We start from the raw sequence: 24,090 nt of genomic DNA, 5'->3' as shown, positions 1-24,090 counted from the left end.
GGGTGAGGGATCAGCCGAACGGAATCTGACCGAGGACGATGCCGACCGCCAGCATTGCGAGGGAGACGACCACCGCTCGCCACAACACCTTCTTGTGGTGATCGGCCAGCGAGACTCCGGCCAGGGTCACCAGGAGCAGGATGGCCGGAACCAGCGGGCTCTGCAGGTGGACGGGCTGACCGGTGATCGAGGCACGGGCCATCTCGACCGGGTCGATGCCGTACTTCTCGGCGGTCTCGGTGAGCACCGGCAGGATGCCGAAGTAGAACGCGTCGTTGGTCATGAAGAACGTCAGCGGGATGCTCAGGATGCCGGTGATGACGGCCAGGTACGGGCCCATTCCCGGCGGGATGACGTTGAGCAGCCACTCGGCCATGGCCTCGACCATGCCGGTGCCCTGGAAGACGCCCGTCAGGATTGCTGCGGCGAGCACCATGGCGACGACGGAGACGATGGAGGACGAGTGCCGAGCGATCGCGTCGCCCTGCTCCTTGACCTTCGGGAAGTTGACCGTCAGCGCGATCGAGGCAGCGATCATGAACAGCACCGGGATGGGAAGAATGTCCATGACCAGGATGACGAGGAGAACGACCGTCAGAGCAGCGTTGAACCAGAGCAACTTCGGGCGCAGCGTGTCGCGATTGGGGTCGAGACCGTCGAAGAATTGACCCGATTCGCCGGAGCCGTCCGATCCGCCGGTTCCCGCTCCGCCGGTTCCCTTGCCGCCCTTGCGGATGCTTCCGCCGCCGCCCGAGGAAACAAGTTCGGGTTCGTAGATCAGCTTGCCGATGCGTCGACGCTCCATGATGCCGAGGTGAACGGCGAAGAGCAGCACGATGATCAGGCCGACGATCATCGACGGAACCATCGGAACGAACACGTCGGACGGGGAGATTCCCAGAGCGGATGCAGCGCGAACCGTCGGGCCGCCCCACGGGATGATGTTCATCGTGCCGTTGGCGAGTCCGGCGACGACCGTCAGAATGACCGGGCTGACACCGAGTTTCAGGTAGAGCGGCAGCAGTGCGGACGTGACGATGATGAAAGTGGTCGAGCCGTCGCCGTCGAGCGAGACGACCATGGCCAGAATGGCCGTTCCGACAACGAGTTTCATCGGGTCGTTGCGTACGACACGCAGGATGCCGCGCACCAGTGGGTCGAACAGTCCGACGTCGATCATGATTCCGAAGAAGATGATCGCGAAGAACAGCAGGGCCGCGGTGGGAGCGAGGGACTTGATGCCGTCGGTGATCATGTCACCGATGCCGAGTCCCGCGCCGGCCAGCAGACCGAAGATGACGGGGACGAGGGTGAGTGCGACGACGGGCGTGGCTCTCTTGGTCAAGATCAAGAACATGAAGGCGGCTACCATGAGGAAGCCGAGTATCACCAACATCGTGCACTCCTTCTCGAAATGTGTGAGGTGGGTCCGGTTGGACTACGTGTTGTGACTGAAGTTACGTAACCGGCATCACATGTTCGCCGTTGTGCGCACTACCCGCGCAAGCAACGTAAAGAGCCTTTTGCGCATTGTGCTCGAGCAGCTCTCGCTCTAGCCTTGGCTGGTGCGATTGAGGACTCAAGTGCTGCTGCTGCAGGCCGCGTTGGTTGCGGTGGCGCTGGCAGTGGCGTTCGGAGTATTTGCGATCAGTAGCGGCGAACAGGCCAGCGAGGAGTATGGCGAGCGGGCACTCGCGGTCGCGCGGACCGTGGCCTCCGACCCCGAGGTGCGTTCGCTCGTGGGGCAGTTCTCGGCCGCGGACACCGCCGGAACCGATGCTGCGCCGGCCGGAGTGCTGGCAGGCGGTGCGCTGCAACGGACGGGCGAAAGCGCCCGGGAGCGCACCGATGCACTGTTCGTCGTCATCACCGACGACCGGGGACTGCGCCTGGCACATCCGGATCCGACCGTCCTGGGACAACGGGTGAGCACCGATCCGTCCGGTGCGTTGGCGGGCAACGAGGTCGTCGAATCCCAACGCGGCACGCTGGGCGACTCCGTCCGTGCCAAAGTGCCCATCCTGGCTCCGGGCTCGGCAGACGTCGTGATCGGCGAAGTGAGCGTCGGAATCTCCACGACGGCAGTGCGAACCGAGCTGGTGAAGGATCTGATCAACGGCGCACTGGTCACCGGCGCAGTCCTGCTGTTGGGTGTGCTGGGCTCGATCCTGCTGGCGCGCAGGTGGAAGCGGCTGACCCTGGGCCTCGAACCCGAGGAACTCGCCGAGCTCGTGCGCGAGCAGGAGGCGGTGCTGCACGGCATCGGCGAAGGCGTGGTGGCCGTCGATCCGGACGGCATCGTCACCGTCGTCAACGACGAGGCGCGCACCTTGCTCTCGATCGAGGGGAAGCCGGGAATGCGCGTGGAGGACATCGGTCTGACGCCAAGATTGCTCGAGGTCATCGAGATGCCGACGGGCGAGCCGGTACTCGCGGCCGTCGACGAGGTCGTCGTCATCGCGGCGGCGCGAAAGGTGTTGCGTGACAATCGAGATCTGGGGACGGTACTCACCGTGCGCGATCGAACGGACGTGGAGGCACTGACGCGTCAACTCGACGCGGTGCAGTCGATGTCCGCGGTGCTGCGCGCCCAGCGACACGAGTTCGCCAACCGGATGCATCTGGTCAGTGGGCTGCTGCACGAGGGCCACCCCGATCGTGCGTCGGAGTACATCGACGAGATTCTCGGTGTCGGACCGAGATCGGAGGCGGTCGAGGGCATCGATGCGGTCTCCGACGCCTACCTACGTTCCTTCCTCACGGCCAAGGCGGCACACGCGCGCGAGAGTGGCGTGCGACTGGTGTTGGGGGAGAACACCTGGGTCGGTGGAGAACTGGTCGGACCGGTGGATGTCACTACCGTGCTGGGCAACCTGATCGACAACGCGATCGATGCGGCACGGCTCGGTGCACGTCGACCTGCCGAAGTGGAAGTCGAGCTGGTGCAGGAGGATTCGACCCTGCATATCGTCGTCGTCGATTCGGGTGACGGCGTTGCGTTGGCACCCGAGCAGGTGTTCGTCGAGGGAGTCTCGACGAAATCGACGGCGGACACGCCGGGTGGTCGAGGCGTGGGACTGGCACTGAGCCGACAGATCGCGCGAACCCGTGGCGGAGAGGTGACGTTGGCCGATGCCGGCGGGCAGATCACGGCCGACAACGATCGCGGGGGCGCAGTGTTCATCGCCTCGATTCCCGACGCACTACTGATCGAAGAGGTGACGCAATGAAAGTTCTCGTCGTCGACGACGACTTCCGGGTCGCAGATCTGCATGCCGCACTGGTGAATTCGCTCGACCAGTACGAAGTGGCCGCAGTGGCGACGAGTATCGCCCAGGCGCGCGAGCTGCTGACGACACAGTCGTTCGACCTGGCACTGGTGGACGTCTATCTGCCGGATGGGTCCGGTATCGACCTGGTGCGAGAACTGCCGTGTGACGCCGTGGTGCTCTCCGCTGCTGCGGATCAGCACACGGTGCGCTCGGCGATGACCGCGGGCGCATGGACGTATTTGATCAAGCCGTTTCCACGCTCGGCGCTGGTCGATCGCCTCACCGGGTATCTCGCATACCGCGGCGCGCTCGACCGCACGGACGAACTGACTCAGACGGACATCGACGGTGGGCTCGACGCCCTCCGCCCGCGCGCTGCGGCTCCGTTACCGGCCTCGCAGTCGGTCACCCGCGACCTGGTGCTCGACGCGGTGCGCGGAACGGCGGAGCCGATGTCGGCCGGAGAAGTCGCTGCAGCCATCGGCATTTCGCGAGCGACGGCCCAGCGGTATCTGGCCACCCTGGTGTCCAAGGGTCGGTTGCGAATGCAACTGCGGTACGGATCGACCGGGCGTCCCGAGCAGGAGTACTCGCTACCGCCGGGTGCGTGACATCGCCACGACCGCAGCTCCGACGAGCGAAATGGCCGCGGTGAGCAGAGCCGCGGTGTTCCAGCCCGTGACCAGAGCTGCCGCGGCATGATCGCCGGCAGGCACGGCAACCACAGCAACGACGGTGACCCCGATAGCGGATCCGACGTAGCGCGCGGTGTTGTTGGCCCCGCTGCCCATACCGCCGCGTCCGGGCGGGACGCTGGCCACGGCCTCGCGTCCCAGCGCGGCGTTGAGGACGCCACTGGCGACGCCCGCCACGAGCAGTCCCGGCAGCAGCCGAGGCCAGTCGGCGTCCGCGGCGAGGCCCGTCAACATCACCATGCCCACTGCCACTCCGATCAGGCCCGCGGCGAGCTGGGTGCGGCCGCTGACGGCGGCCGGGATTCGCCGAGCCAGCAGGGCGGTGACGACCGAGGTCGCAGACCACGCGAACAGCAGAATCGCTGCCCCGAGCGCATCGATGCCCAGAGCGGTGCCCACGAACCCGGCCATGTACGACATCAGTGCGATGATCCCGCCGCCCGTGGCCAGGGCGGCGACCGTGGCGGCGAGAAACGGTGGATGCCGAAACAACATGAGATCGAGCATCGGGCTCGCACTGCGTAATTCGAGCGCGACGAAGGCCAGCAGCAGGAGGGAGGCGAGAACGAACAACACGATGGGAGTCACGGCGGTCCACCCCTGCCGTCCCTCGACCAGCGCGGCCAGCAGTGCGCCGATGCCCGTGGCCAACAGCACCGCGCCGACCGGATCGAGGCCGCGCGGGGCGTCGGACATGGATTCTTCGACGCGCAGCTGCGCGACGACGGCGAGCACGAGAGTGGCGATCGCGAGGACCACATACGCCTCACGCCAGCTGGCCCACCGGTCGAGGAGCGCGGCGAGTAGCGGTCCGAGCGCGATACCGGCCCCCACGCTGGCACCCCAGACTCCGCTGGCCTTGGCGCGCACCGGCCCGGCGGGGTGAGTGTGCGCGATGATGCCGAGGCTCGATGCGACGACCGCCGCGCCGCCGAGGCCTTGCAGGATGCGGGCCAGCACGAAGATGAGGGTGTTGGGAGAGACGGCACAAACGATTGCGCCGACGGCCAGGACGACTGCTCCGAGTACGAAGGTGCGGCGACGGCCGAAGTCGTCTGCGACGGTGCCGGTGGTGAGCAACGCGGCGGCGAGACCGATGCTCATCGAGCTCAGAATCCAGGTCCGTCCCGCCGCGTCCGACATCAGGTCCAGCGCGGTGCTGTTGATCGTCGCGAGCGGAGCGGTGAACGCCATCAGCGTCAACAAGGTGCCGGATGCGGCGACGGCCAGTGCGCGGGTGCCGTTCGTCGTGCCGGCGGGTGTAGGTGCAGTGTCGGTCATCGTCGTCTCTCTGGTCTGGTGATCGAACTGTAAACGGCCAGCTTGGTTCGGTCAACAGACTGTACGATCGGCGCATGGCACTCGGAACCGACTACGCCCGCCAGGACTGCCCCTTGGCCCGCGCGCTCGAACTCGTCGGCGAGCGCTGGACCATGCTCATCGTCCGCGACAGCTTCTTCGGGGTCCGACGCTTCGGCGACTTCCAGGTCCACCTCGACATTTCCAAGGCAGTCCTGGCTCAACGGCTCGGCACCCTGGTCGACGCCGGACTGCTCGACCGGCAAGCCCGAGCCCACGGCGGCGGCCACGACGACTACGTCCCGACGCACGCCCTCGAAGGACTGTGGCCGGCCGTCTACGCCCTGAGCTACTGGGGCGAGGAACAGAACCCGAAGCCCACGGGCACACGTCGCCGATTTCTGCATGCGACCTGCGGGACAGATCTGGGACCGCTCGGACTGTGCCCCGAGTGTGGCGTCGCACCCGGCCCACGCGACATCGATACCGACATCGGACCGGGTTACGACCCGGACAACCGATCCGACGCGGTATCGACGCAGCTACGAACGCGCCGACGGCTGCTGACGCCCCTGCGCTGAGCGAGGCGCATCAGTTAGGGACGTGAGCCTCGTGCCCGAGGTGGCGTAGCGCTGCTCGAAGCTTGTCGGCAGCATCGTCCTGTGACTCCGCGGACGGGTTCGGATCCGCACCGGAGATATCGAAATTGCCCATGTCGTACGCCGGAAACACGTGCAGATGCAGGTGCGGCACCTCGAGTCCGGCAATCAACAGGCCGGCCCTGGGCGCGTCGAACGCCGTCCTGACAGCCTGACCGATGATCTGCGCGACGGCAGTGATCTTGGCGAACACGGCACCGTCGACGTCCTGCCACTGATCGATCTCCGCACGCGGAACCACCAACGTGTGACCCTGAGTGACGGGGGCAATCGTCAGAAACGCCACGACGTCGTCGTCCTGCCAGACGAACCGTCCGGGAATCTCGCCTGCGATGATCTTGCTGAAAATAGAAGCCATGGGGACAGAATGCCTTATTGGGGCGTCTCCCAGGTGATTGCCAGGTTCGTCGCAGCGTGGGTCCAGCTGCACACACGAGTGTTGCCTCATGACAACGAACTACCTCGCCCGAGCAGCAGGCCACAGGCCCGGCTCGAACGCCACGGCCACGCTCGAGGTGGTCATCCCGGTGTACAACGAAGAGGCGGATCTCGAGCAGTGCATTCGTCGACTGCACGAGCATCTCGAGGAGAGGATCCCGATTCGGTCGCGGATCACCATCGCCGACAACGCAAGTACCGACGGCACCCTTGCGGTGGCGCATCGGCTCGCCGACGAGATCGACGGAGTTCGGGTTCATCATCTCGACGAGAAGGGACGCGGGCGGGCACTCAAAGCGGTGTGGCTCGCGTCCGACGCCGACGTCGTTGCCTACATGGATGTCGATCTGTCCACCGATCTCAACGCCCTCATGCCGCTCGTCGCTCCACTGCTGTCGGGTCACTCGGACCTCGCCATCGGTTCTCGGCTGAACCGGTCGTCCCGGGTCGTTCGCGGAGTGAAACGTGAATTGATATCGCGCAGTTACAATCTCATCCTGCGCACCTCGCTGCGCGCCCGCTTCTCCGACGCTCAGTGCGGGTTCAAGGCGATGCGCACCGATGTTGCTCGCCAGTTGCTTCCACTCGTCGAAGACACCGGATGGTTCTTCGACACCGAGCTGCTCGTCATCGCCGAGAAGGTCGGCCTACGGATTCACGAGGTGCCGGTCGATTGGGTCGACGACCCCGACAGCAGCGTCCACCTCCTCGATACCGCCGTGAAGGATCTGCAGGGATGCTGGCGCGTCGGTCGTGCCCTTGCGACCGGAATGCTCCCCGTCGCCGAACTGCGTCGAAGCCTGGGACGGGAGCCGCTCGTGGCCGGTGTACCGCACGGAATGATCGGCCAGCTGGTGCGATTCGGCATCATCGGTGTCGCGAGCACCGTGGCCTACGCACTGCTGTATCTGGTGCTGCATCCCATGATCGGGGCACAGGCCGCGAACTTCGCGGGACTGCTGATCACCGCGGTACTCAACACTGCGGCCAACCGCGCCTTCACTTTCGGCGTCCGAGGGCCCGCGGGCGCGGGCAAGCATCAGCTGCAGGGTCTGGCGATCTTCGGCTTCGCGCTGCTGATGACGAGCGGCTCGCTCGCGATACTGCACGCCTGGTCCCCGGACGTGTCGCGGCACATCGAACTGGCCGTTCTCGTCGTCGCCAATCTCGTTGCCACCGTGTGCCGATTCGTCGCACTGCGGTGGGTCTTCCGTAGTCCGAAGTCCGATCTTTCGGAGTCCGATCTTTCGGTGTCCGATCCTTCGGGGGAGAACCGATGACCACGACGATCGAACGGCCGTCCGCGGCCGCGCCGACCGAGCCGGCGACCTCCCGGCGGTGGGAACTTCTCGGGTTGATCACTCTGTTGATCGGCACCGGCGTGGCATACATCTGGGGACTCGGTGCTTCGGGTTGGGCCAACTCGTTCTATTCCGCAGCGATACAAGCAGGTTCGGTGTCGTGGAAGGCCTTCTTCTTCGGGTCCTCCGACGCGGCCAACTCCATCACCGTCGACAAGCCGCCGATGTCACTGTGGCTGATGTCGTTGTCGGTGCGGGTGTTCGGCCTGAACACCTGGGCGATGCTGGTGCCTCAGGCGCTCCTCGGAGTCGCCTCCGTTGCGCTGCTACGAGCCGTCGTCGTCCGCCGATTCGGTGCGGCCGCCGGGCTGCTCGCCGGACTGGTGCTGGCGCTGACTCCCGTTGCCGCACTGATGTTTCGGTTCAACAATCCCGACGCGTTGCTGGTGCTACTGATGATCGCCGCCGTCTGGGCCATGTTGCGAGGCGTCGAATCGGGAAAGACCAAGTGGCTGTTGATCACCGGTATGTTCGTCGGATTCGGCTTTCTCACCAAGCAGCTTCAGGTGATGCTCGTCGTACCGCCGCTGGCCTTGACGTACTTGATCGCCGGGCCGCCCAAACTCGGCACTCGAGTGCTGCAACTGTTCGCCGCACTCGGAGCCATGATCGTCTCGGCCGGTTGGTGGTTGCTGATCGTCGAATTCTGGCCGGCATCCTCGCGGCCGTGGGTCGGTGGCTCGCAGAACAATTCGATTCTGGAACTGACTCTCGGCTACAACGGGTTGGGTCGACTCAGTGGCAACGAGACCGGCAGCGTCACCCCGGGCGGCGGTGGTGGCGGCGGGTCGATGTGGGGCGAGACCGGCATCCTCCGCATGTTCGACGCCTCCCAGGGCGGCCAGATCGCCTGGCTCATACCTGCCGCATTGTTGCTGCTGGTGACGGGACTGGTGTTGCGAGGCAAAGCCCCTCGCACCGATGCGCAACGCGCGTCGTTGATCGTCTGGGGCGCATGGCTGCTCGTCACCGGTCTGACGTTCAGCTTCATGGCCGGCATCTTCCACTCGTATTACACGGTCGCACTCTCGCCTGCCGTCGCTGCGCTCGTGGGTATCGGCAGTGTGATGCTGTGGCGCGAACGACAGCGGTTGTGGGTCCGGATCGCGATGGCGCTCGCGGTGGCGTCGACCGTCGCACTGGCGTGGGTGCTGCTCGGCCGTAGCGCGAGCTTCGTGCCGTGGCTGAAGTGGGCGATCCTGGTCGTCGGTGTGGTGGCGGTGGTGGCTCTGCTGATTCCGGCCCTCACTCGCGGCAGGCTCGCCGCGGTCGCGATTCTCGCGGTGATGTTCGCCGGACTGGCCGGGCCGACGGCGTACGCGGTGGACACGATCGGCACCCCGCACACCGGATCGATCGTGTCCGCCGGGCCGAACACCGGTATGCGCGGATTCGGCGGCATGGGTGAGGGCCGGCGCGGGCAGGGTGGTCTGCCGGGTGGAATGCAGCTGCCTCCCGGTGCACAGATGCCGGCCGGAATGCAGCCACCGGCGGGACTCCCGGGTCAGGCCGGCCAGCTGCCGGGCGGTGCCGAGATGGGCGGCATGGGTGGCGGTATGGGTGGTCTGCTCGAGGGCAGCACCCCGACCGCCGAGGTCACCGCGATGCTCGAACAGGACGCCGGCTCGTACACCTGGGTGGCGGCGGCCATCGGTGCCAACACCGCGGCGGGTTATCAACTGGCCACCGAGGATCCCGTCATGCCCGTGGGCGGCTTCAACGGAACCGACCCGTCGCCGACGCTGGCCGAGTTCCAGCAGTACGTGGCCGACGGCCGAATCCACTACTTCATCGGAGGCGGCGGTATGGGCGGCAGGGAGTCGGGTTCCTCGGCCGAAATCTCGGCATGGGTGACCGAGAACTTCACCGCGACCACCGTCGACAACGTCACGCTGTACGACCTGACACAGTAATCTCGCCATCCCCGACGGGCCCCGCATCACGACAGGTGCGGGGCCTGTCGGCGTCGAGCAGATAGTCTGATGCACTGTGCGCGTACTCGTCATAGGTTCCGGTGCTCGTGAGCACGCCCTTCTACTTGCGTTGAAGGCCGACCCGTCGGTCGACAAGCTGTTCGTCGCTCCCGGCAATGCAGGCACGGCCACGCTCGCCGAACAGCACGCCGTCGACGTGGCATCCGGTGAGGCGGTGACAGCACTGGCCACGAAGCTCGAGGTGGACCTCGTCGTCATCGGGCCCGAGGTGCCCCTGGTTCTCGGAGTGGCCGATTCTCTGCGCGAGGCCGGCATCGCCACGTTCGGCCCGTCGGCCGACGCCGCACGCATCGAAGGATCCAAGGCTTTCGCCAAAGACGTCATGGCAAAGGCAGGCGTGCGAACCGCACACAGCGAAATAGTCGACTCGCCCGCACTGCTCGATGCCGCCCTCGACCGATTCGGCCCCAACTGGGTCGTCAAGGACGACGGACTCGCCGCAGGCAAAGGCGTCGTCGTCACCACCGACCGCCTCGTCGCCCGCGATCACGCCGCAGAACTCCTCGAAAACGGTCACCCGGTACTGCTCGAGTCGTTCCTCGACGGCCCCGAGGTGTCCCTGTTCTGCCTCGTCGACGGCGAGACCGTGGTTCCGCTGCTGCCCGCGCAGGACCACAAACGCGTCGGCGACGGAGATACCGGCCCCAACACCGGTGGCATGGGCGCGTACACCCCACTCCCATGGTTGCCCGACGGTGCGGTCGACGAGATCGTCCGTGACGTGGTGAAACCCGTTGCCGCCGAGATGGTGAAGCGTGGCGTGCCGTTCTCGGGTCTGCTGTACGCCGGTCTCGCGATGGGTGCCGACGGGCCGGCCGTCGTCGAATTCAACTGTCGCTTCGGTGATCCCGAGACACAGGCGGTGCTGGCCTTGCTGGAGTCGCCGCTCGGCGAGGCGCTGAATGCGACGGCCACCGGCACGCTGGCGTCACTGCCACCTCTGCGCTGGAGGGACGGCGCGGCGGTCACCGTCGTCATCGCCGCCGAGAACTACCCCGGTCGCCCCCGCACCGGTGACGAGATCCTCGGCTCCGCGGGCGAAGGCGTCCTGCATGCCGGCACCGCTGTGAAGGACGGCGCGGTCGTCTCCGCGGGCGGACGCGTGTTGAGTGTGGTCGGCACCGGATTCGACCTCACCGCCGCCCGCGACGATGCGTACTCCCGGATTGCGGGAATCCGCCTGCCCGGCAGTCACTTCCGCACCGACATCGGACTGGCTGCCGTGGAAGGGCGCATCTCGCTGTAGGTCGATGCACGCAAAGCAGGTGTGCTGAGTGTCCACTATTTGCCGTCGTGCACGGGATCCCAATCGTCGGGGCTGAAAGTGGACGCTGAGCCCAGTTGCTGGGGCTAGGTGTGCTGAGTGTCCACTATTTGGCATAGCACACGGGATCCCGATCGCCGGGGCTGAGAGTGGACGCTGAGCCCAGTTGTCCACAGGCATTCGCGTTGTCCACATTTCTCGGATCGGGCTCCCGCGAACAGTTCTCGAGCACAAAGCTGTTCGACCATGGGGGTATTCACGAGACAGCAACTACTCGACAGTGGCGTCAGCGCAGGGGCAATCGACTATCGGGCCAGGGTCGGCACGCTGACCCGGCTGTTGCCGGGCGTCTACTGCACTGGAGAACCGTCGTTCCGCGACCGATGCGTCGCCGCGACGCTGTGGCAACCGGATGCAGTGCTCAGCCACCTGACTGCGGCGTGGTGGTGGAACCTGATCGATGACGAACCCGAACAGGTGCACATCACCGTGCCCCGCAGCACGCGAGCGCGGTGCCCTTCGTGGCTGCGCGCGTATCGTCGAACCATTCGGGAGACGAGTTTCGTCGACACCCTCCCTGTCGTGACGATCGAGCAGTGCATCGTCGACGTGTCGGCGTCACTCGGTGGGGCAGCCCTGGAACCGTTCGTCGACGCAGCGCTCAGCGGGTCCGTCAGCAAACGCGGATTGGCGGCGCAATGCGCGAAGTCGGCCGGAATGGCAGGAGTCACCGAAGCGAAGAAGCAGCTGCGACAGTGCTGCCCACGCACGCTCTCCGAACCGGAACGACTGGTGGCCCGCGCACTCACCGCGGCAGGCTACTTTCTCGAGATCAACGCGGCGGTGGGGCAGTACTTCGCCGATCTGTTGGACCGTCGAGCCCGGGTGATCATCGAGATCGACGGCCGTGAATTCCACAGCGCGCCGGGGGTGTTCACCAACGACCGTGTGCGCCAGAACGCACTGCAGCTCGAGGGGTGGCTCGTGCTGCGATACTCGGCCGCGCTGGTGATGACCGACCTCGACGCCGTGGTGCGCCAGATCATCGAGACCGTGCGACGTCGCCGGAAGGCACTGAGCTGAGTGTCCACTATGTGTGGCCGGAGGCGGGATCCCGTGCCTGCCGCGAAATTGTGGACAGTGAGCTCGCCTGTTCGGCTCCACTGTGCTGAGTGTCCACTATTTGTCGCTGGAGGCGCGATCCCGTGCTTGCCGCGGAATTGTGGGCAGTGAGCTCGCCTGTTCGGCCGAACTGTGCTGAGTGTCCACTATTTGTGGCCGGAGGCGGGATGCCGTGCTTGCCGCGGAATTGTGGGCACCCAGCTCACCTGTTCGACCCAACTGTGCTGAGTGTCCACTATGTGTGGCCGGAGGCGGGATCCCGTGCCTGCCGCGAAATTGTGGACAGTGAGCTCGCCTGTTCGGCTCCACTGTGCTGAGTGTCCACTATTTGTCGCTGGAGGCGCGATCCCGTGCTTGCCGCGGAATTGTGGACAGTGAGCTCGCCTGTTCGGCCCGCGCAATCCTATGCCTGCCGCGAAATTGTGGACACTCTAGTCAGTAGTGTCGATGGAATGCACAGTGAATCGCAGCGATCGAAGGTCGAGCCGTTCCACGTGATGGATGTGTTCGCCGCGGCGGCCGAGCGGGCGCGTACTCACGGTGATGTGCTGTCGCTTGCCGCAGGTCAGCCGTCGACCAGGGCGCCCGGGCCGGTGTTGCGCGCCACCCGAGACGCTCTGGATTCGCATTTGCTCGGGTACACCGAAACGCTGGGCATTCTGCCGCTACGGCAAGCGATCGCGGATTATCACAGCACGCGGTACGGCATCACCGTCGAGGCCGACGACGTGGTGATCACCACTGGGTCGTCGGGCGCATTCACGTTGCTGTTCCTCGCTGCGTTCGACGCGGGGGATACCGTCGTCATGGCCAGGCCGGGGTACCCGGCATATCGAAACACGTTGGCGGCGTTGGGCTGTCGCGTCGTCGAACTGGATTGTGTGGAGGAGACACGGTTCCAGCCCACTGTCGCGATGCTCGACGAACTACCGGAGCCGCCTGCCGGGCTCATCGTCGCCAGTCCGGCCAATCCCACCGGCACGATCATCGACCCCGACGAGCTGGCCGCCATCGCGCGCTGGTGCGACGAGCACGGAACGCTGTTGATCTCCGACGAGATCTATCACGGCATCTCCTACGGCGACTCGCACACGTCGAGCGCCTGGGAGACGTCGAAGGAATCCGTGGCCATCGGATCGGTGTCCAAGTACTTCTCGATGACGGGGTGGCGCATGGGCTGGATGCTGCTGCCGGCCCGATTGCGCAGGGCCGTCGAACGTTTGGCGTCGAACATGACGGTCTGCCCGCCGGCGATCTCGCAGGTGGCAGCCATTGCGGCGTTCACCGAAGAGTCGCGCCGCGAGCTGGATTCGCATGTCGAGCGGTACGCCGTCAACCGCAGGATCCTGCTCGACGGTTTGCCTGCGTTGGGTATCACCGATCTGGCTCCGGCCGACGGTGCCTTCTACGTGTACGCCGACATCGCGCATCTCACCGACGACTCGCGTAGTTGGTGCGCCCGAGTGCTGGCCGAGACCGGTGTCGCGTTGGCACCCGGCGTCGACTTCGACACCGTCCGTGGGAACCACACGGTGCGATTCTCGTTCGCGGGCACCACGTCCGACGTCGAAGAAGCGTTGGAGCGACTACGTCGCATGTGAATGGAAACTCGTAGCAGCCTACGAGGCAGGAGTGGAGCCTGCGGAACGACAGGAAAGCACTGCGCTCACATGCGGCGCAGCCGCTCCAGTACCTCGTCGATGTCGGCGACGGATACGTCGCGATGCGTCACGAAGCGCACCTTGCCGGCGACGGTGACGGCGGCGATTCCCAGATCGGCCAGCTCGGTCACCGTTCGAACAGGATCGGCTACGGCGGCGAGCACGATGTTCGTCTGGGGTTCTGCGACCTCCCAGCCGCGTTCACGAAGGCCGCGTGCCAGCGTCGACGCGTTGGCGTGATCCTCGGCCAGATCGCCGATTCGATCCAGCGCAACGAGCCCCGCCGCAGCGAGAACGCCGCCCTGACGCACGCCGCCGCCCAACATCTTTCGCACACGCCGGGCCTCGTGGATTCGCGCGGCATCGGAGACGAGCATCGAGCCGACGGGTGCGCCGAGCCCCTTGCTCAGGCAGACCTGCACCGTGTCTGCGCCGGCGGTCAACGACGCGATCGGAACATCCAGTGCCACAGCGGCATTCCACAGCCGAGCCCCGTCGAGGTGAATTCTCAATCCCGAGTCACGTCCGGCAGCAACGAGTTCCGCCCACTCGTCCGGTCCTAGCACGGCACCGCCGGCGAAATTGTGTGTGTTCTCGAGTGAGAGCAATGTGGTCCGCAGGGCGAAGTACGGTCCGACGCCGCCGGCTGCCGCACGCACCGTCGACGCAAGGGGGCGTCCGGGGCCACCGTCATGGGGAAGTGCCTCGGGCATTCCGCCCGCCAACCAGGCTGCGGTGCCGAGCTCGGAGCCCAGGACGTGCGCGTGCTCCGGGGCCAGGAATCGATCGCCGCGCTGCAGATGGAGCATCAGCGCGATGATGTTGCCCATCGAACCGGACGGCACCCACAGCGCCGCCTCGAAGCCGAGCAGATCCGCCACTCTTTCCTCGAGCGCCGCCATCGTCGGATCGTGATCGAGGACGTCGTCGCCCACTTCGGCGTCGGCCATTGCTTGTCGCATGATCGAATCTGGTCGGGTGATGGTGTCGGAGCGAAGGTCGATAGGTCGATGAGCCACGAACACTGACAATTCCATAGCGCGAAAGCAGTCCGACGAACGGCTGCGAGCTGGCACGATGACTGGAATGTCCGCAGGTCCGACCGAGTCGCAGCACAAGGTGTCGGGTGCGACTCCGAAGGGAGTGCGCCGCCGCCACGCTCTGGCGTCGGCGGCTGCAGACCTGCTGGTCGAGGGTGGATTCGACGCGGTTCGGCACCGGTCGGTTGCCGCTCGCGCCGGACTGCCGTTGGCGTCGACCACCTACTATTTCGAGTCGCTCGGCGACTTGGTGGCCGCGGCGGTCGACGTCGTCGGGACCCGCGAGATCGACGTCATGCGCGGACGTATCGACGACGAGGGCAAGTGCTCGCAGAAGATGGAGTCGACGGTCGATCTCATCGTCGACCTGCTGATCGGGCCGCAGGGCGGTCATGAGCAACTGGTCGCCAGATACGAGCGGTTCATCGCGTCGGCTCGGCATCCCGAACTGCGTGAGGTGCAGTTGAGGCTGCGCGCCCAGATCGACGACCTGCTGACCGATGTGCTGCGGCGATCGGGGCGCACGGTGCAGGAAGAGCAGCTACGACGACTCGTCGCAGTGGTCGACGGTGCAGTGGTGGGCGCGCTCAGCGAAGTGGATCCCGATCCGCGCGAAATGGCGCGCAGCATGCTGTTGGCCGTCATCGACATCGTGGCACCAGCGGAACAGGTGTCGGCCGATTGACTCAGGCCCCCTCAGGCCGGCGTGTTCAACCCGAAGTCGTTCTCGCCCGAGTCTGCGTCTCGGATCGGCGGCACCTCGCACACACCGTCCTCGCAGACGAGTCCGTGGTCGTCGCCGACCATCTCCAAAGGGCCGCTCATGAGCCGGCCGCGGCCTTCTGCAGGACGTCGGCGAACACCGACGGTTCCTGCGCGCCCGACACACCGAGGCGACCGTCGATCACGAAGAACGGCACACCACTGATTCCGTAGGCGATGGCCTGCTCCTTGTCTGCGCGCACGGCGGGCAGGTATTCCTCGGACTTCAGCGCCTCGACCACCTCGTCACGATCGAGACCGATTTCCGCGGCCAGGTCGGCGAGGTCGTCGACGCGTCCGACGTGGCGGCCCTCCTCGAAGTAGGCCGCCAGCAGCCGTTCCTTCATCTCGACCTGCTTGCCCTTCGACTTGGCGAAGTGCAGGAGCTCGTGCGCCTTGATGGTGTTGGTGTGCTGCACGGCGTCGAAGTCGTACGCAAGCCCCTCGGCTGCGGCCAGCTCGGTCATCTGCCCCAACATCTGCGTGACCTGGGCGGCCGGCATGCCTTTGTGGGAGACGAGAAAGTCGACCTCGCTGCCGTCGAAGTCGACCGGTGTGTCGGGTGCCAGCTCGAACGAGTGGAACTCCACTTCGAGCGCCCCGCCATCGGCGATGAACTCCGCAGCACCTGCCTCGAAACGGCGCTTACCGACGAAGCACCACGGGCACGCGATGTCGGACCAGATGTCGACCTTCACTGTTCGGCTCACGGCGGCTGCAACATCGGAATGCGGTGCTCTTATTCCACGCGGCGATGATCGCGGGAGGTCGGTGGCGGCAGTCCACTTTCGAAACAGTGCAGTCGTCTTCCAAGACCGACAACTGGGCCACGTAAGCTGGATGCTCGTGAGCATCCCGAATGTCCTGGCCACCCGTTACGCAAGCCCCGAACTGGTGGAGCTGTGGTCTCCGGAATACAAGATCACGCTCGAACGGCAACTGTGGATTGCCGTGCTGCGCGCACAGTCCTCGCTCGGAGTGGACGTGCCCAACGCGGCGATCGCCGATTACGAGGCCGTCGCCGACCAGGTCGACCTGGCATCCATCGCCGAGCGGGAACGCGTCACCAGGCACGACGTGAAGGCTCGCATCGAGGAGTTCAACGCCCTCGCCGGTCACGAGCACATCCACAAGGGACTCACCAGCCGCGACCTGACCGAGAACGTCGAGCAGCTGCAGATTCTGCGTTCGCTCGAACACGTCCACACGCACGGTGTCGCCGTGGCGAAGCGGTTGGCCGAACGCGCCGCCGAATACTCCTCCCTCGTCATGGCCGGCCGTAGCCACAACGTCGCCGCTCAGGCCACCACGCTGGGCAAACGCTTCGCGTCGGCCGCCGACGAGCTGCTGCTCGCGCTGTCCCGGCTGCAGGAACTGATCGCGCGTTACCCACTGCGCGGCATCAAGGGCCCGATGGGCACCTCGCAGGACATGCTCGACCTCTTCGGCGGAGACTCCGCGAAGCTCGTCGCACTCGAACGCATCGTCGCCGATCATCTCGGCTTCCGGCACACGCTCACCAGCGTCGGCCAGGTGTACCCCCGCTCGCTCGATCACGAGGTCGTGTCCGCGCTGGTCCAGGTGGGTGCCGGGCCGTCGTCGTTCGCGCACACCGTCCGCCTGATGGCGGGCCACGAGCTGGTCACCGAGGGCTTCCAGCCCGGCCAGGTCGGTTCGTCGGCGATGCCGCACAAGATGAACACGCGCTCGTGTGAACGCGTCAACGGCCTGCAGGTGGTGCTTCGCGGCTACGGATCGATGGCCGCCGAGCTCGCCGGAGCGCAGTGGAACGAGGGCGACGTCTTCTGTTCCGTCGTGCGTCGCGTCGCGCTGCCCGACGCGTTCTTCGCCATCGACGGTCTCATCGAGACCTTCCTGACCGTGCTCGACGAGTTCGGTGCGTACCCCGCCGTCATCGCCAAGGAACTCGACCGATACCTGCCGTTCCTCGCGACGACGAAGGTGCTCATGGCTGCCGTGCGCGCGGGCGTCGGCCGCGAGACCGCGCACGAGGCGATCAAGGAACATGCAGTTGCCGTCGCACTGGCGATGCGTGAGCAGGGGCAAGAACCCGACCTGCTCGACCGCCTCGCCGCCGACGATCGACTCCCACTCGACCGCGCTGCCCTCGACGCCGCACTGGCCGACAAGACGGCCTTCATCGGTGCGGCCGACGCTCAGGTCAATGCCGTCGTCTCGGCCGTGGAGCGGTTGATCGCGAAGTTCCCCGGCGGTGCGGCCTACAGCCCGTCGCCGATTCTCTGAGTTCTCTGTTGTGAGTGGAAACTCGTAGTGGGCTACGAGTTTCCACTCACATCAGGACGTCAGGCAGGTCTGCGACGGAGTCGATCACGTGATCGGGTTCCATCGCGAATTCGTCGGTGATGCGTCGATCGAGCACGTCCTGACGGAACTTTCCGGTGCGCACCAGAACACCGGTCATGCCGACGACCTGGGCGGCGAGGACGTCGTTGTCGAGGTCGTCGCCGACCATGACGACGTCGTCCGGGTCGACGCCCATCCGCTCGGACGCCGTGCGGAAGCCCAGGGGAGCGGGCTTGCCGATGGCTTTCGCGGCGTGTCCGGACGCTTGCTCCATCCCGGCGAGGTACATGCCGGTGTCGATGCGCAACCCGCCACCGGTACTCCACATCAACGATCGATGCATCGCGACGACGGGAATGCCGCGACACAGCCAGTCGTAGACGCGGCTGAGCCGTTCGTGCGTGAACTCCGGGCCGGCACCGCCGACGACCACGACATCCGGATCCCCGGACGACTCGTCGACGAATTCGATGCCCGGCATATCGGCCGCGATCTCGCCGTTGTTGATCATGACCACCCGGGCATCCGGGTAGTTCTCGCGTAGATGATCCGCGGTGAGCGACGCGGCGGTGACGATCTCGTCGGAATGGACGTCGAGTCCGACGTCGCGCAATGCCGCCGCTATCTGCTCGCGCGTCTTCGAGGTCGTGTTGGTCAGGAACGCGCGTGCAATGTTGTTGTTGTCCAGGTACTTCAGCGTCGCGGCTGCTCCGGGTACCGCCTGCCACGACGTGACGAGTACGCCGTCGATGTCGAAGAGAACCCCGCCGATGCTCATCGGCAAACAGTAGTCGGGTCGAGTCAGTCGTGCAGTTTCAGCAGTCGCGGTGTCGTTCGTGCAGTCAGCGCTCGCGCCTAGGCTCGATGCCGTGAACCCCTACACGATTTTCTCCGAGATCATTGCCGGGACCGCCGAGGCGTCGCGCGTCCACGAGGACGACACCGCGATCGCGTTCATGGACATCAGGCCTCTCACCACCGGGCACGTGCTCGTGGTGCCCAAACAGCAGTATCGGACGCTGGCCGAGTTGCCGCCCGAGATCGGCGCGCATCTGTTCGTCGTCGGGCAGAAGGTGGCTGCCGCTGTGCGAGCGAGCAATCCACGTGTCGCCGGGGTGAACCTGTTCCTCGCCGACGGCACGGTGGCAGGTCAGGAAATCTTCCACGTGCATCTGCACGTCATCCCGCGCATGATCGGCGACGGATTCGGCCTGCGGGCTCGGCCGTCGTCGCCGCATCGATCCGAACTCGACCGACTGGCCGCCGAGATCGCGGCTGCCCTGTAGTGATGACGAACGAACACAGAACGGGACCACCGGCAGCGATCACCGATGGTGCCGTGAGTGTGCTCGATACGACTACTCGGCAGTGACCTTCTGCGCCTTGGACAGTGCATCGGCGTAGACGTCGATGGTGTTGGTGTAGCGGCTGTAGCTCTTGTTGGCGCCGTAGTCCCACAGCACCATCTGTTGCTTCTCGACGGCGGAGATGGTGTCGAAGCCGGGGTAACGGCTCGGGATGTCGGCAAGCTTCACGTCGGATGCGTTGGCAACGTCGTGGTAGACGAACGCGACATCGGCATCGACACTCGACACGTTCTCCCAGGACACCTTCTTCCAGTAACCGTCGTCGGTGCCGTCGGGGGTGTACATCTTCAGGCCCCAGCTTTCGTAGTCGCTGAAGTCGGGATCCGCCGACGGGTCGAGTACGTAGGCGACGTCGAGGGGCCAGACTCCGACTCCGGTGAGGTCCTGACGTTCGGACGCAACCTTCTTGAAGTTGGTGACAGCAGCGTCGTAGTCGGACTTGATGTCTGCCAGCTGTGGGGTGTCGAGGTCGACGCCGAGCGACGACGCCAACCCGGCGTAGTTCTCGATGGTCTTCGCCGTCGACGTCGTGTCCAAGGTGACCCCCAGGGTGGGAGCGATCCGATCGATCGTGTCGGCCTTGGACGAATCGGCCGTCGTGGTCAACTTGCCGAACTGGCCGAATCTCGGGTTGAACTCACCGATGACGAGATCCGGGTCCAGGCTGGCGGCTTTCTCGAAATCGAAGGTGCCCCAGGTCTCGCCGACCGATTCGATGCCCGTCAGATCGGAGCAACTCAGAATCGGGCTGGTCCCCATCGGCGTCGTCGACCAGATGGCGATCGGCTTGATTCCGTACGACATCAGCGCAGCGGCGGATTCCTCGTCGGCGATGATTCTGGTCGGTTGTGCATCGAGGGACACGGTCCGTCCGCGGCCGTCGGTATATGTGAACGGTCCGGACGCTCGGTCGACCGAATCGACGCGGTCGTTCGCACTGCACGCGGCGGGGTTCGCGTTCAGGTCGACGGCCTGGGTGCCGGCGTCCTCGGTGTCGGTGGTGCCGCTGCTGCACGCGGCAGCAGCGAGAAGCACGAGAACCGCTATGCCTCCGGTGAGGGCGCGGGGTGCGGAGCCGAATCTGCTCGAAATCGGTGTCACGTGTCTGCTTTCGTCGAGGCCGAGATGGCCGATGTCGAGTGGAGCGCCGTTCTTCCTGGTGTCGAGGTAGGGGCCGAGGGCACCCTCCTCGCGGTAGCCCACAGATGCTAGCCTCCTCAGGGTCGACTAAGCGAGGGTAGCCTTTCCTTATGGACTGGCTCTGGATATCGCCTGGTCGCGCGCATACGCAACACAGTCGATCGAAGGGGACTCACCGAATGGATCAGCGGGGAATCGGACGGGACGAACTGCGGGCGGTGGTTGCAGAACTGATCGGTGCGGAACCCGGGGCTGTGTCGATGGACGCGGATCTGTTCCAGCTGGGTCTCGAATCGATCGTTCTGATGCGGTTGGTCGGGAGATTCCGCAAGCAGGGGTCGACGGTGACGTTTGCCGAGCTCGCTGCGCAGCCGAACATTTCTGCCTGGTCCGAACTGATCGGTGGTTCGGCCGAATCGAGTTCCCGAAACCCCGAGCGGCAATCGACGCTGGTCGAATCGGACACGTCGGAGTTCGATCTCGCACTGTTGCAGCACGCCTACTGGATCGGGCGCAGTGCCGAGCAGCGGTTCGGCGGGGTCGCACCGCATCTCTACACCGAATTCGACGGCGAGGCAGTGGATCCCGATCGACTACGTGCGGCGCTCGATGCCGTCGCACAACGGCACGAGATGTTGCGGGCCCGGATTTCGGACAACGGGCAGCAGCGCATCGAACCGACCTCGGGGTGGCGCGGGTTGACGGTCCATGACCTACGATCCGAGTCCGACCCGACCGACCGCCTCGAAGAAACGCGGCTCCGTCTGACCCACCAGATGCTCGATATCGAAGCGGGCGAGATGTTCTCGGCCGATCTGTCGCTCCTGCCGAACGGTCGCACGCGTCTGCACCTGGACATCGACATGATCGCCGGCGACGCAGTGAGTTTCCGTATTCTGGTTGCAGACCTGGCGCGGGCCTACGACGGCGATCCCCTCCGGGCAATCGAGTACAGCTATTCGCGGTACCTCGCCGATCGGCCGCTCGATCGACGCAGCGCCCGTGCTCAGGCCGAACGCTACTGGTCCGAGCGCCTCGACTCACTGCCCGGAGCGCCGACTCTTCCGTTGCTGGAACATGATTCGGGTGCTCCGGTAGCATTGCGTCGGGCATTTCATCTCGACTCCGCGGCATACGGCGATCTCCAGACGCACGCCAGAGCCCACGGAGTCACCCCGGCGGTGGCAGTGGCCACGGCGTTCGCCGAGGTGATCGGTGCCTGGTCTCGCGAACAACGGTTTCTGCTCAACGTGCCCATGTTCGATCGCGCTCCGACGCATCCCGACGTCGAGAATCTCATCGGTGACTTCTCGTCGTCGGTCATGCTGGAAGTCGATCTGAGCGAGCCGCTCTCGTTCGTCGAACGTTCCCGTCGGATCCGGTCCCGACTGCACGAAGACGCCTCGCACGCCGACTATTCCGGGGTCGAGGTGCTGCGCGACCTCGGTCGCCGTCGAGGAGAGCCGGTGCTGGCTCCCGTCGTCTTCACGAGCGCGCTCGGTTTGGGCGAGTTGTTCGACGCTCGCGCGCGGCAGGTCTTCGGTGATCCGGTGTGGATCATGTCGCAGGGGCCGCAGGTGGTTCTCGACGCGCAGATCACCGAACTCGACGGTGGCGTGTTGGTCAACTGGGACATACGCGAGAACGAGTTCCTCCCAGGAGTTCCCGACGCGATGTTCGACGCGTTCGAGACGCTGGTTCGCGCACTCGTGGTCGACGGTGACTCCGTGTGGGCGGAGCCTGTGGGTCAGCTGGTTCCACCGCGTCAGCTGATGTCGCGAACTCCGTCAGCCGATGTACCCCGAACGGACGCGTCGCAGTCGGCCGGGAACGAGACTCTGCACCGCGCCTTCTTCGATCGCGCGTCGCAGCATCCCGACGCGGTGGCGCTCGAGTGGGGCGAGAACGAGTCGATGACGTACGGCGATCTGTGTGACCGGGCACTGAGAGTTGCTGGGGCACTAAGGGACCGAGATATGACAGTGGGCGACACGGTGGGGGTGACGCTGCCGAAGGGTCCCGATCAAGTGGTCGCAGTTCTCGGTGTGCTCGCCGCGGGCGGGGTGTACGTACCGATCGGCGTCGACCAACCGTCGAGCCGTGCTGCGCTGATCGCCCGAAAAGCGGGGTTCACGGTGACGATCGGCGGATCGGGCGACGACGGTCTCGCGGTGTCCCACGCGATCCTGAGTGAGCCTCGGCCCGCCCCGCACCTCGGCCCCGACACCGCGCCCGCGTACATGATCTTCACCTCCGGCTCCACGGGTGAACCGAAAGGTGTTGTGGTCTCGCATCGCGCCGCGATGAACACGATCATGGATCTGGTCGAACGTTTCGACCTGAACGAGGGCTACCGTCCATTGTGCCTGTCCGAGTTGGACTTCGACCTGTGCACGTTCGACCTGTTCTCGGTGTTCGCGGCCGGCGGTACGGCCGTGCTAATCCAGGAACACGAGCGCAAGGATCCGCAGCGCTGGGCCGCTCTGATTCGTGCGCACCGCGTCACGGTGATCAGCTGCGTGCCCCCGCTGCTGGACATGATCCTGTCCACCGGTGACGATGTGGGCGGTTCGCTCGAGGTCGTCATGCTCGGCGGCGACAAGGTGAGTATCGACCTTTACCGGCGGCTGACGGCGGCGGTTCCCGGATGTCGGTTCGCCGGACTCGGTGGCGCTACGGAAACCGCGATCCACAACAGCATCTGTGAGGTCGTGGACGTCGATCCGAACTGGCGCACAGTCCCGTTCGGGGTGCCGCTCGCGTCGACGGCTCTTCGGGTGGTCGATGCGCGTGGGAACCAGGTGCCGGACTGGGTGCCCGGTGAGTTGTGGGTCGCGGGCGTCGGTCTCGCCGACGGCTACCTGGGCGATCCCGAGCGTACGAACGAGCGCTTCGTCGAGGCCGACGGCTACCGCTGGTACCGCACCGGAGACCTGGTTCGGTACTGCCCCGGCTCGACGGCCGAGACCGGCTCCATGGTCGAATTCGTGGGCCGTGTGGACAACCAGATCAAGATCAACGGATTTCGGATCGAACTCGGAGAGATCGAAGCGGCACTCACCGCGGATCACGAGGTGGCCACTGCCGCAGCCGTTGTCGACCGCACCGCAGCTCCGATCCTGCTGTCCGCCGTGGTGCCGACCGATCGAGACGCGGATCCCCGTGAGACGGTAGCGGCCGTGAGGGCCAGGGCCGCCGAGCGTCTCCCAGCGCACATGGTGCCGGAGCAGATCGTGACGGTCTCCGCGCTGCCGCTGACCGTCAACGGCAAGATCGACTCCGCTGCCGTCGTCCGGCTGTGTCGCGCAGCGGGAGAAAGCGAACGGGTCGATGCCCGGATTGCGCCCAGAACTCACCTCGAAAGCGCCCTCGCCCTGATCTGGCAGAAGGTACTCGGGGTCGACGGCATCGGTGTGACGGACACGCTCTTCGCGCTCGGCGGCGATTCCGTCCTGGCGACGACCATCGTCGCCCGCATTCGCGAGTCCTTCGACATCACGTCGGTCACCGTGCGCATGATGTTCGCGGCACCCACCGTGGCCGGGCTCGCGGACCGGATGATCGACGCAGAAGGTGACGCAGAATTCCTCGAAGCCACCGCCGAGATCTTCCTGTCGGTCGAAGCGATGTCGGAGGACGAACTGTCGGCCGCGCTCGAACACCATTCCTGACCCGCTTCGCATTCCCGGAG

The 24,090-nt window shown here is 65.6% G+C and carries 20 protein-coding genes; 12 read left to right on the top strand and 8 right to left on the bottom strand.

The features are described from left to right. Nucleotides 1-10 precede the first annotated feature (10 nt). Nucleotides 11-1,396, bottom strand: coding sequence for a CitMHS family transporter (locus JLZ96_RS08495; protein WP_032374219.1), 1,386 nt, complete (start codon nucleotides 1,394-1,396; stop codon nucleotides 11-13). 169 nt (nucleotides 1,397-1,565) lie between these two features. Here JLZ96_RS08495 and JLZ96_RS08490 point away from each other — a divergent pair, with 169 nt between their 5' ends. After that, complete coding sequence (locus JLZ96_RS08490; RefSeq protein WP_201009850.1) at nucleotides 1,566-3,230, top strand: sensor histidine kinase; 1,665 nt, start codon at nucleotides 1,566-1,568, stop codon at nucleotides 3,228-3,230. Continuing rightward, nucleotides 3,227-3,883: a response regulator gene (locus tag JLZ96_RS08485; RefSeq protein WP_032386393.1), complete on the top strand. Its 657-nt coding sequence runs from the start codon at nucleotides 3,227-3,229 to the stop codon at nucleotides 3,881-3,883. The genes JLZ96_RS08490 and JLZ96_RS08485 overlap by 4 nt, the downstream gene beginning before the upstream one ends. Here JLZ96_RS08485 and JLZ96_RS08480 read toward each other — a convergent pair. Then, entirely contained in the window at nucleotides 3,866-5,248 is a 1,383-nt protein-coding gene (locus JLZ96_RS08480) for an MFS transporter (RefSeq protein WP_201009849.1), read from the bottom strand. The two genes, JLZ96_RS08485 and JLZ96_RS08480, sit on opposite strands and share 18 nt — an antisense overlap. A gap of 74 nt (nucleotides 5,249-5,322) precedes the next feature. Between JLZ96_RS08480 and JLZ96_RS08475 the strand changes: the two genes are divergently transcribed. Further along, on the top strand, nucleotides 5,323-5,847 hold the full coding sequence (locus JLZ96_RS08475; protein WP_032400093.1) for a helix-turn-helix domain-containing protein: 525 nt from the start codon (nucleotides 5,323-5,325) through the stop codon (nucleotides 5,845-5,847). A 10-nt stretch (nucleotides 5,848-5,857) separates the two neighbouring features. Here JLZ96_RS08475 and JLZ96_RS08470 read toward each other — a convergent pair whose 3' ends face one another. Then, nucleotides 5,858-6,283, bottom strand: a complete 426-nt coding sequence (locus JLZ96_RS08470) for an HIT family protein (RefSeq protein ID WP_032381608.1) — start codon at nucleotides 6,281-6,283, stop codon at nucleotides 5,858-5,860. Between the two features lie 88 nt (nucleotides 6,284-6,371). On the opposite strand from JLZ96_RS08470, the gene JLZ96_RS08465 reads away from it, so the two are divergent. From JLZ96_RS08465 to JLZ96_RS08445, 5 genes are all read left to right on the top strand, one after another. Next, nucleotides 6,372-7,643 (top strand): bifunctional glycosyltransferase family 2/GtrA family protein, encoded by a 1,272-nt coding sequence (locus JLZ96_RS08465; protein WP_201009848.1) that lies wholly within the window; start codon nucleotides 6,372-6,374, stop codon nucleotides 7,641-7,643. Then, entirely contained in the window at nucleotides 7,640-9,637 is a 1,998-nt protein-coding gene (locus JLZ96_RS08460) for a glycosyltransferase family 39 protein (protein WP_201009847.1), read from the top strand. The genes JLZ96_RS08465 and JLZ96_RS08460 overlap by 4 nt, the downstream gene beginning before the upstream one ends. Nucleotides 9,638-9,713: 76 nt before the next feature. Continuing rightward, entirely contained in the window at nucleotides 9,714-10,964 is a 1,251-nt protein-coding gene (gene purD, locus JLZ96_RS08455; protein WP_201009846.1) for a phosphoribosylamine--glycine ligase, read from the top strand. A gap of 264 nt (nucleotides 10,965-11,228) precedes the next feature. After that, nucleotides 11,229-12,065 carry a DUF559 domain-containing protein gene (locus JLZ96_RS08450; RefSeq protein WP_032374226.1) on the top strand — a complete coding sequence of 279 codons (837 nt, stop codon included), beginning with the start codon at nucleotides 11,229-11,231 and terminating at the stop codon, nucleotides 12,063-12,065. Between the two features lie 491 nt (nucleotides 12,066-12,556). Further along, entirely contained in the window at nucleotides 12,557-13,705 is a 1,149-nt protein-coding gene (locus JLZ96_RS08445; RefSeq protein ID WP_201009845.1) for a pyridoxal phosphate-dependent aminotransferase, read from the top strand. A gap of 65 nt (nucleotides 13,706-13,770) precedes the next feature. On the opposite strand, the gene JLZ96_RS08440 is transcribed toward JLZ96_RS08445, so the two are convergent. After that, nucleotides 13,771-14,802 carry a low specificity L-threonine aldolase gene (locus JLZ96_RS08440; RefSeq protein WP_201009844.1) on the bottom strand — a complete coding sequence of 344 codons (1,032 nt, stop codon included), beginning with the start codon at nucleotides 14,800-14,802 and terminating at the stop codon, nucleotides 13,771-13,773. A 40-nt stretch (nucleotides 14,803-14,842) separates the two neighbouring features. On the opposite strand from JLZ96_RS08440, the gene JLZ96_RS08435 reads away from it, so the two are divergent. After that, the gene (locus JLZ96_RS08435) at nucleotides 14,843-15,490 is read left to right on the top strand and encodes a TetR/AcrR family transcriptional regulator (protein WP_032367536.1); all 648 of its coding nucleotides are present in this window, start codon (nucleotides 14,843-14,845) and stop codon (nucleotides 15,488-15,490) included. An 11-nt stretch (nucleotides 15,491-15,501) separates the two neighbouring features. Here the strand turns inward: JLZ96_RS08435 and JLZ96_RS25130 are convergent, their stop codons facing one another. Together JLZ96_RS25130 and JLZ96_RS08430 are read right to left on the bottom strand one after the other, a co-directional pair. Next, entirely contained in the window at nucleotides 15,502-15,630 is a 129-nt protein-coding gene (locus tag JLZ96_RS25130) for a hypothetical protein (protein WP_255182292.1), read from the bottom strand. Beyond that, complete coding sequence (locus tag JLZ96_RS08430) at nucleotides 15,627-16,277, bottom strand: DsbA family protein (protein WP_201009843.1); 651 nt, start codon at nucleotides 16,275-16,277, stop codon at nucleotides 15,627-15,629. The genes JLZ96_RS25130 and JLZ96_RS08430 overlap by 4 nt, the downstream gene beginning before the upstream one ends. Nucleotides 16,278-16,407: 130 nt before the next feature. Here JLZ96_RS08430 and purB point away from each other — a divergent pair, with 130 nt between their 5' ends. Further along, the gene (gene purB, locus JLZ96_RS08425) at nucleotides 16,408-17,832 is read left to right on the top strand and encodes an adenylosuccinate lyase (protein ID WP_201009842.1); all 1,425 of its coding nucleotides are present in this window, start codon (nucleotides 16,408-16,410) and stop codon (nucleotides 17,830-17,832) included. A gap of 46 nt (nucleotides 17,833-17,878) precedes the next feature. Here the strand turns inward: purB and JLZ96_RS08420 are convergent, their stop codons facing one another. Further along, nucleotides 17,879-18,670, bottom strand: a complete 792-nt coding sequence (locus JLZ96_RS08420) for an HAD-IIA family hydrolase (protein WP_032374032.1) — start codon at nucleotides 18,668-18,670, stop codon at nucleotides 17,879-17,881. A gap of 91 nt (nucleotides 18,671-18,761) precedes the next feature. Here JLZ96_RS08420 and JLZ96_RS08415 point away from each other — a divergent pair, with 91 nt between their 5' ends. Further along, nucleotides 18,762-19,178, top strand: a complete 417-nt coding sequence (locus tag JLZ96_RS08415) for an HIT family protein (RefSeq protein WP_201009841.1) — start codon at nucleotides 18,762-18,764, stop codon at nucleotides 19,176-19,178. A gap of 72 nt (nucleotides 19,179-19,250) precedes the next feature. Here the strand turns inward: JLZ96_RS08415 and JLZ96_RS08410 are convergent, their stop codons facing one another. Further along, complete coding sequence (locus JLZ96_RS08410; RefSeq protein WP_201009840.1) at nucleotides 19,251-20,462, bottom strand: ABC transporter substrate-binding protein; 1,212 nt, start codon at nucleotides 20,460-20,462, stop codon at nucleotides 19,251-19,253. 116 nt (nucleotides 20,463-20,578) lie between these two features. Between JLZ96_RS08410 and JLZ96_RS08405 the strand changes: the two genes are divergently transcribed. Continuing rightward, on the top strand, nucleotides 20,579-24,070 hold the full coding sequence (locus JLZ96_RS08405) for a non-ribosomal peptide synthetase (RefSeq protein ID WP_201009839.1): 3,492 nt from the start codon (nucleotides 20,579-20,581) through the stop codon (nucleotides 24,068-24,070). Nucleotides 24,071-24,090 lie beyond the last annotated feature (20 nt).

Source organism: Rhodococcus sp. NKCM2511 (genome assembly GCF_014905595.1).
GTDB lineage: Bacteria > Actinomycetota > Actinomycetes > Mycobacteriales > Mycobacteriaceae > Rhodococcoides > Rhodococcoides fascians.
Note: the sequence above shows the minus strand (reverse complement) of the source record. Positions and strands in the feature narration are given on the sequence as shown.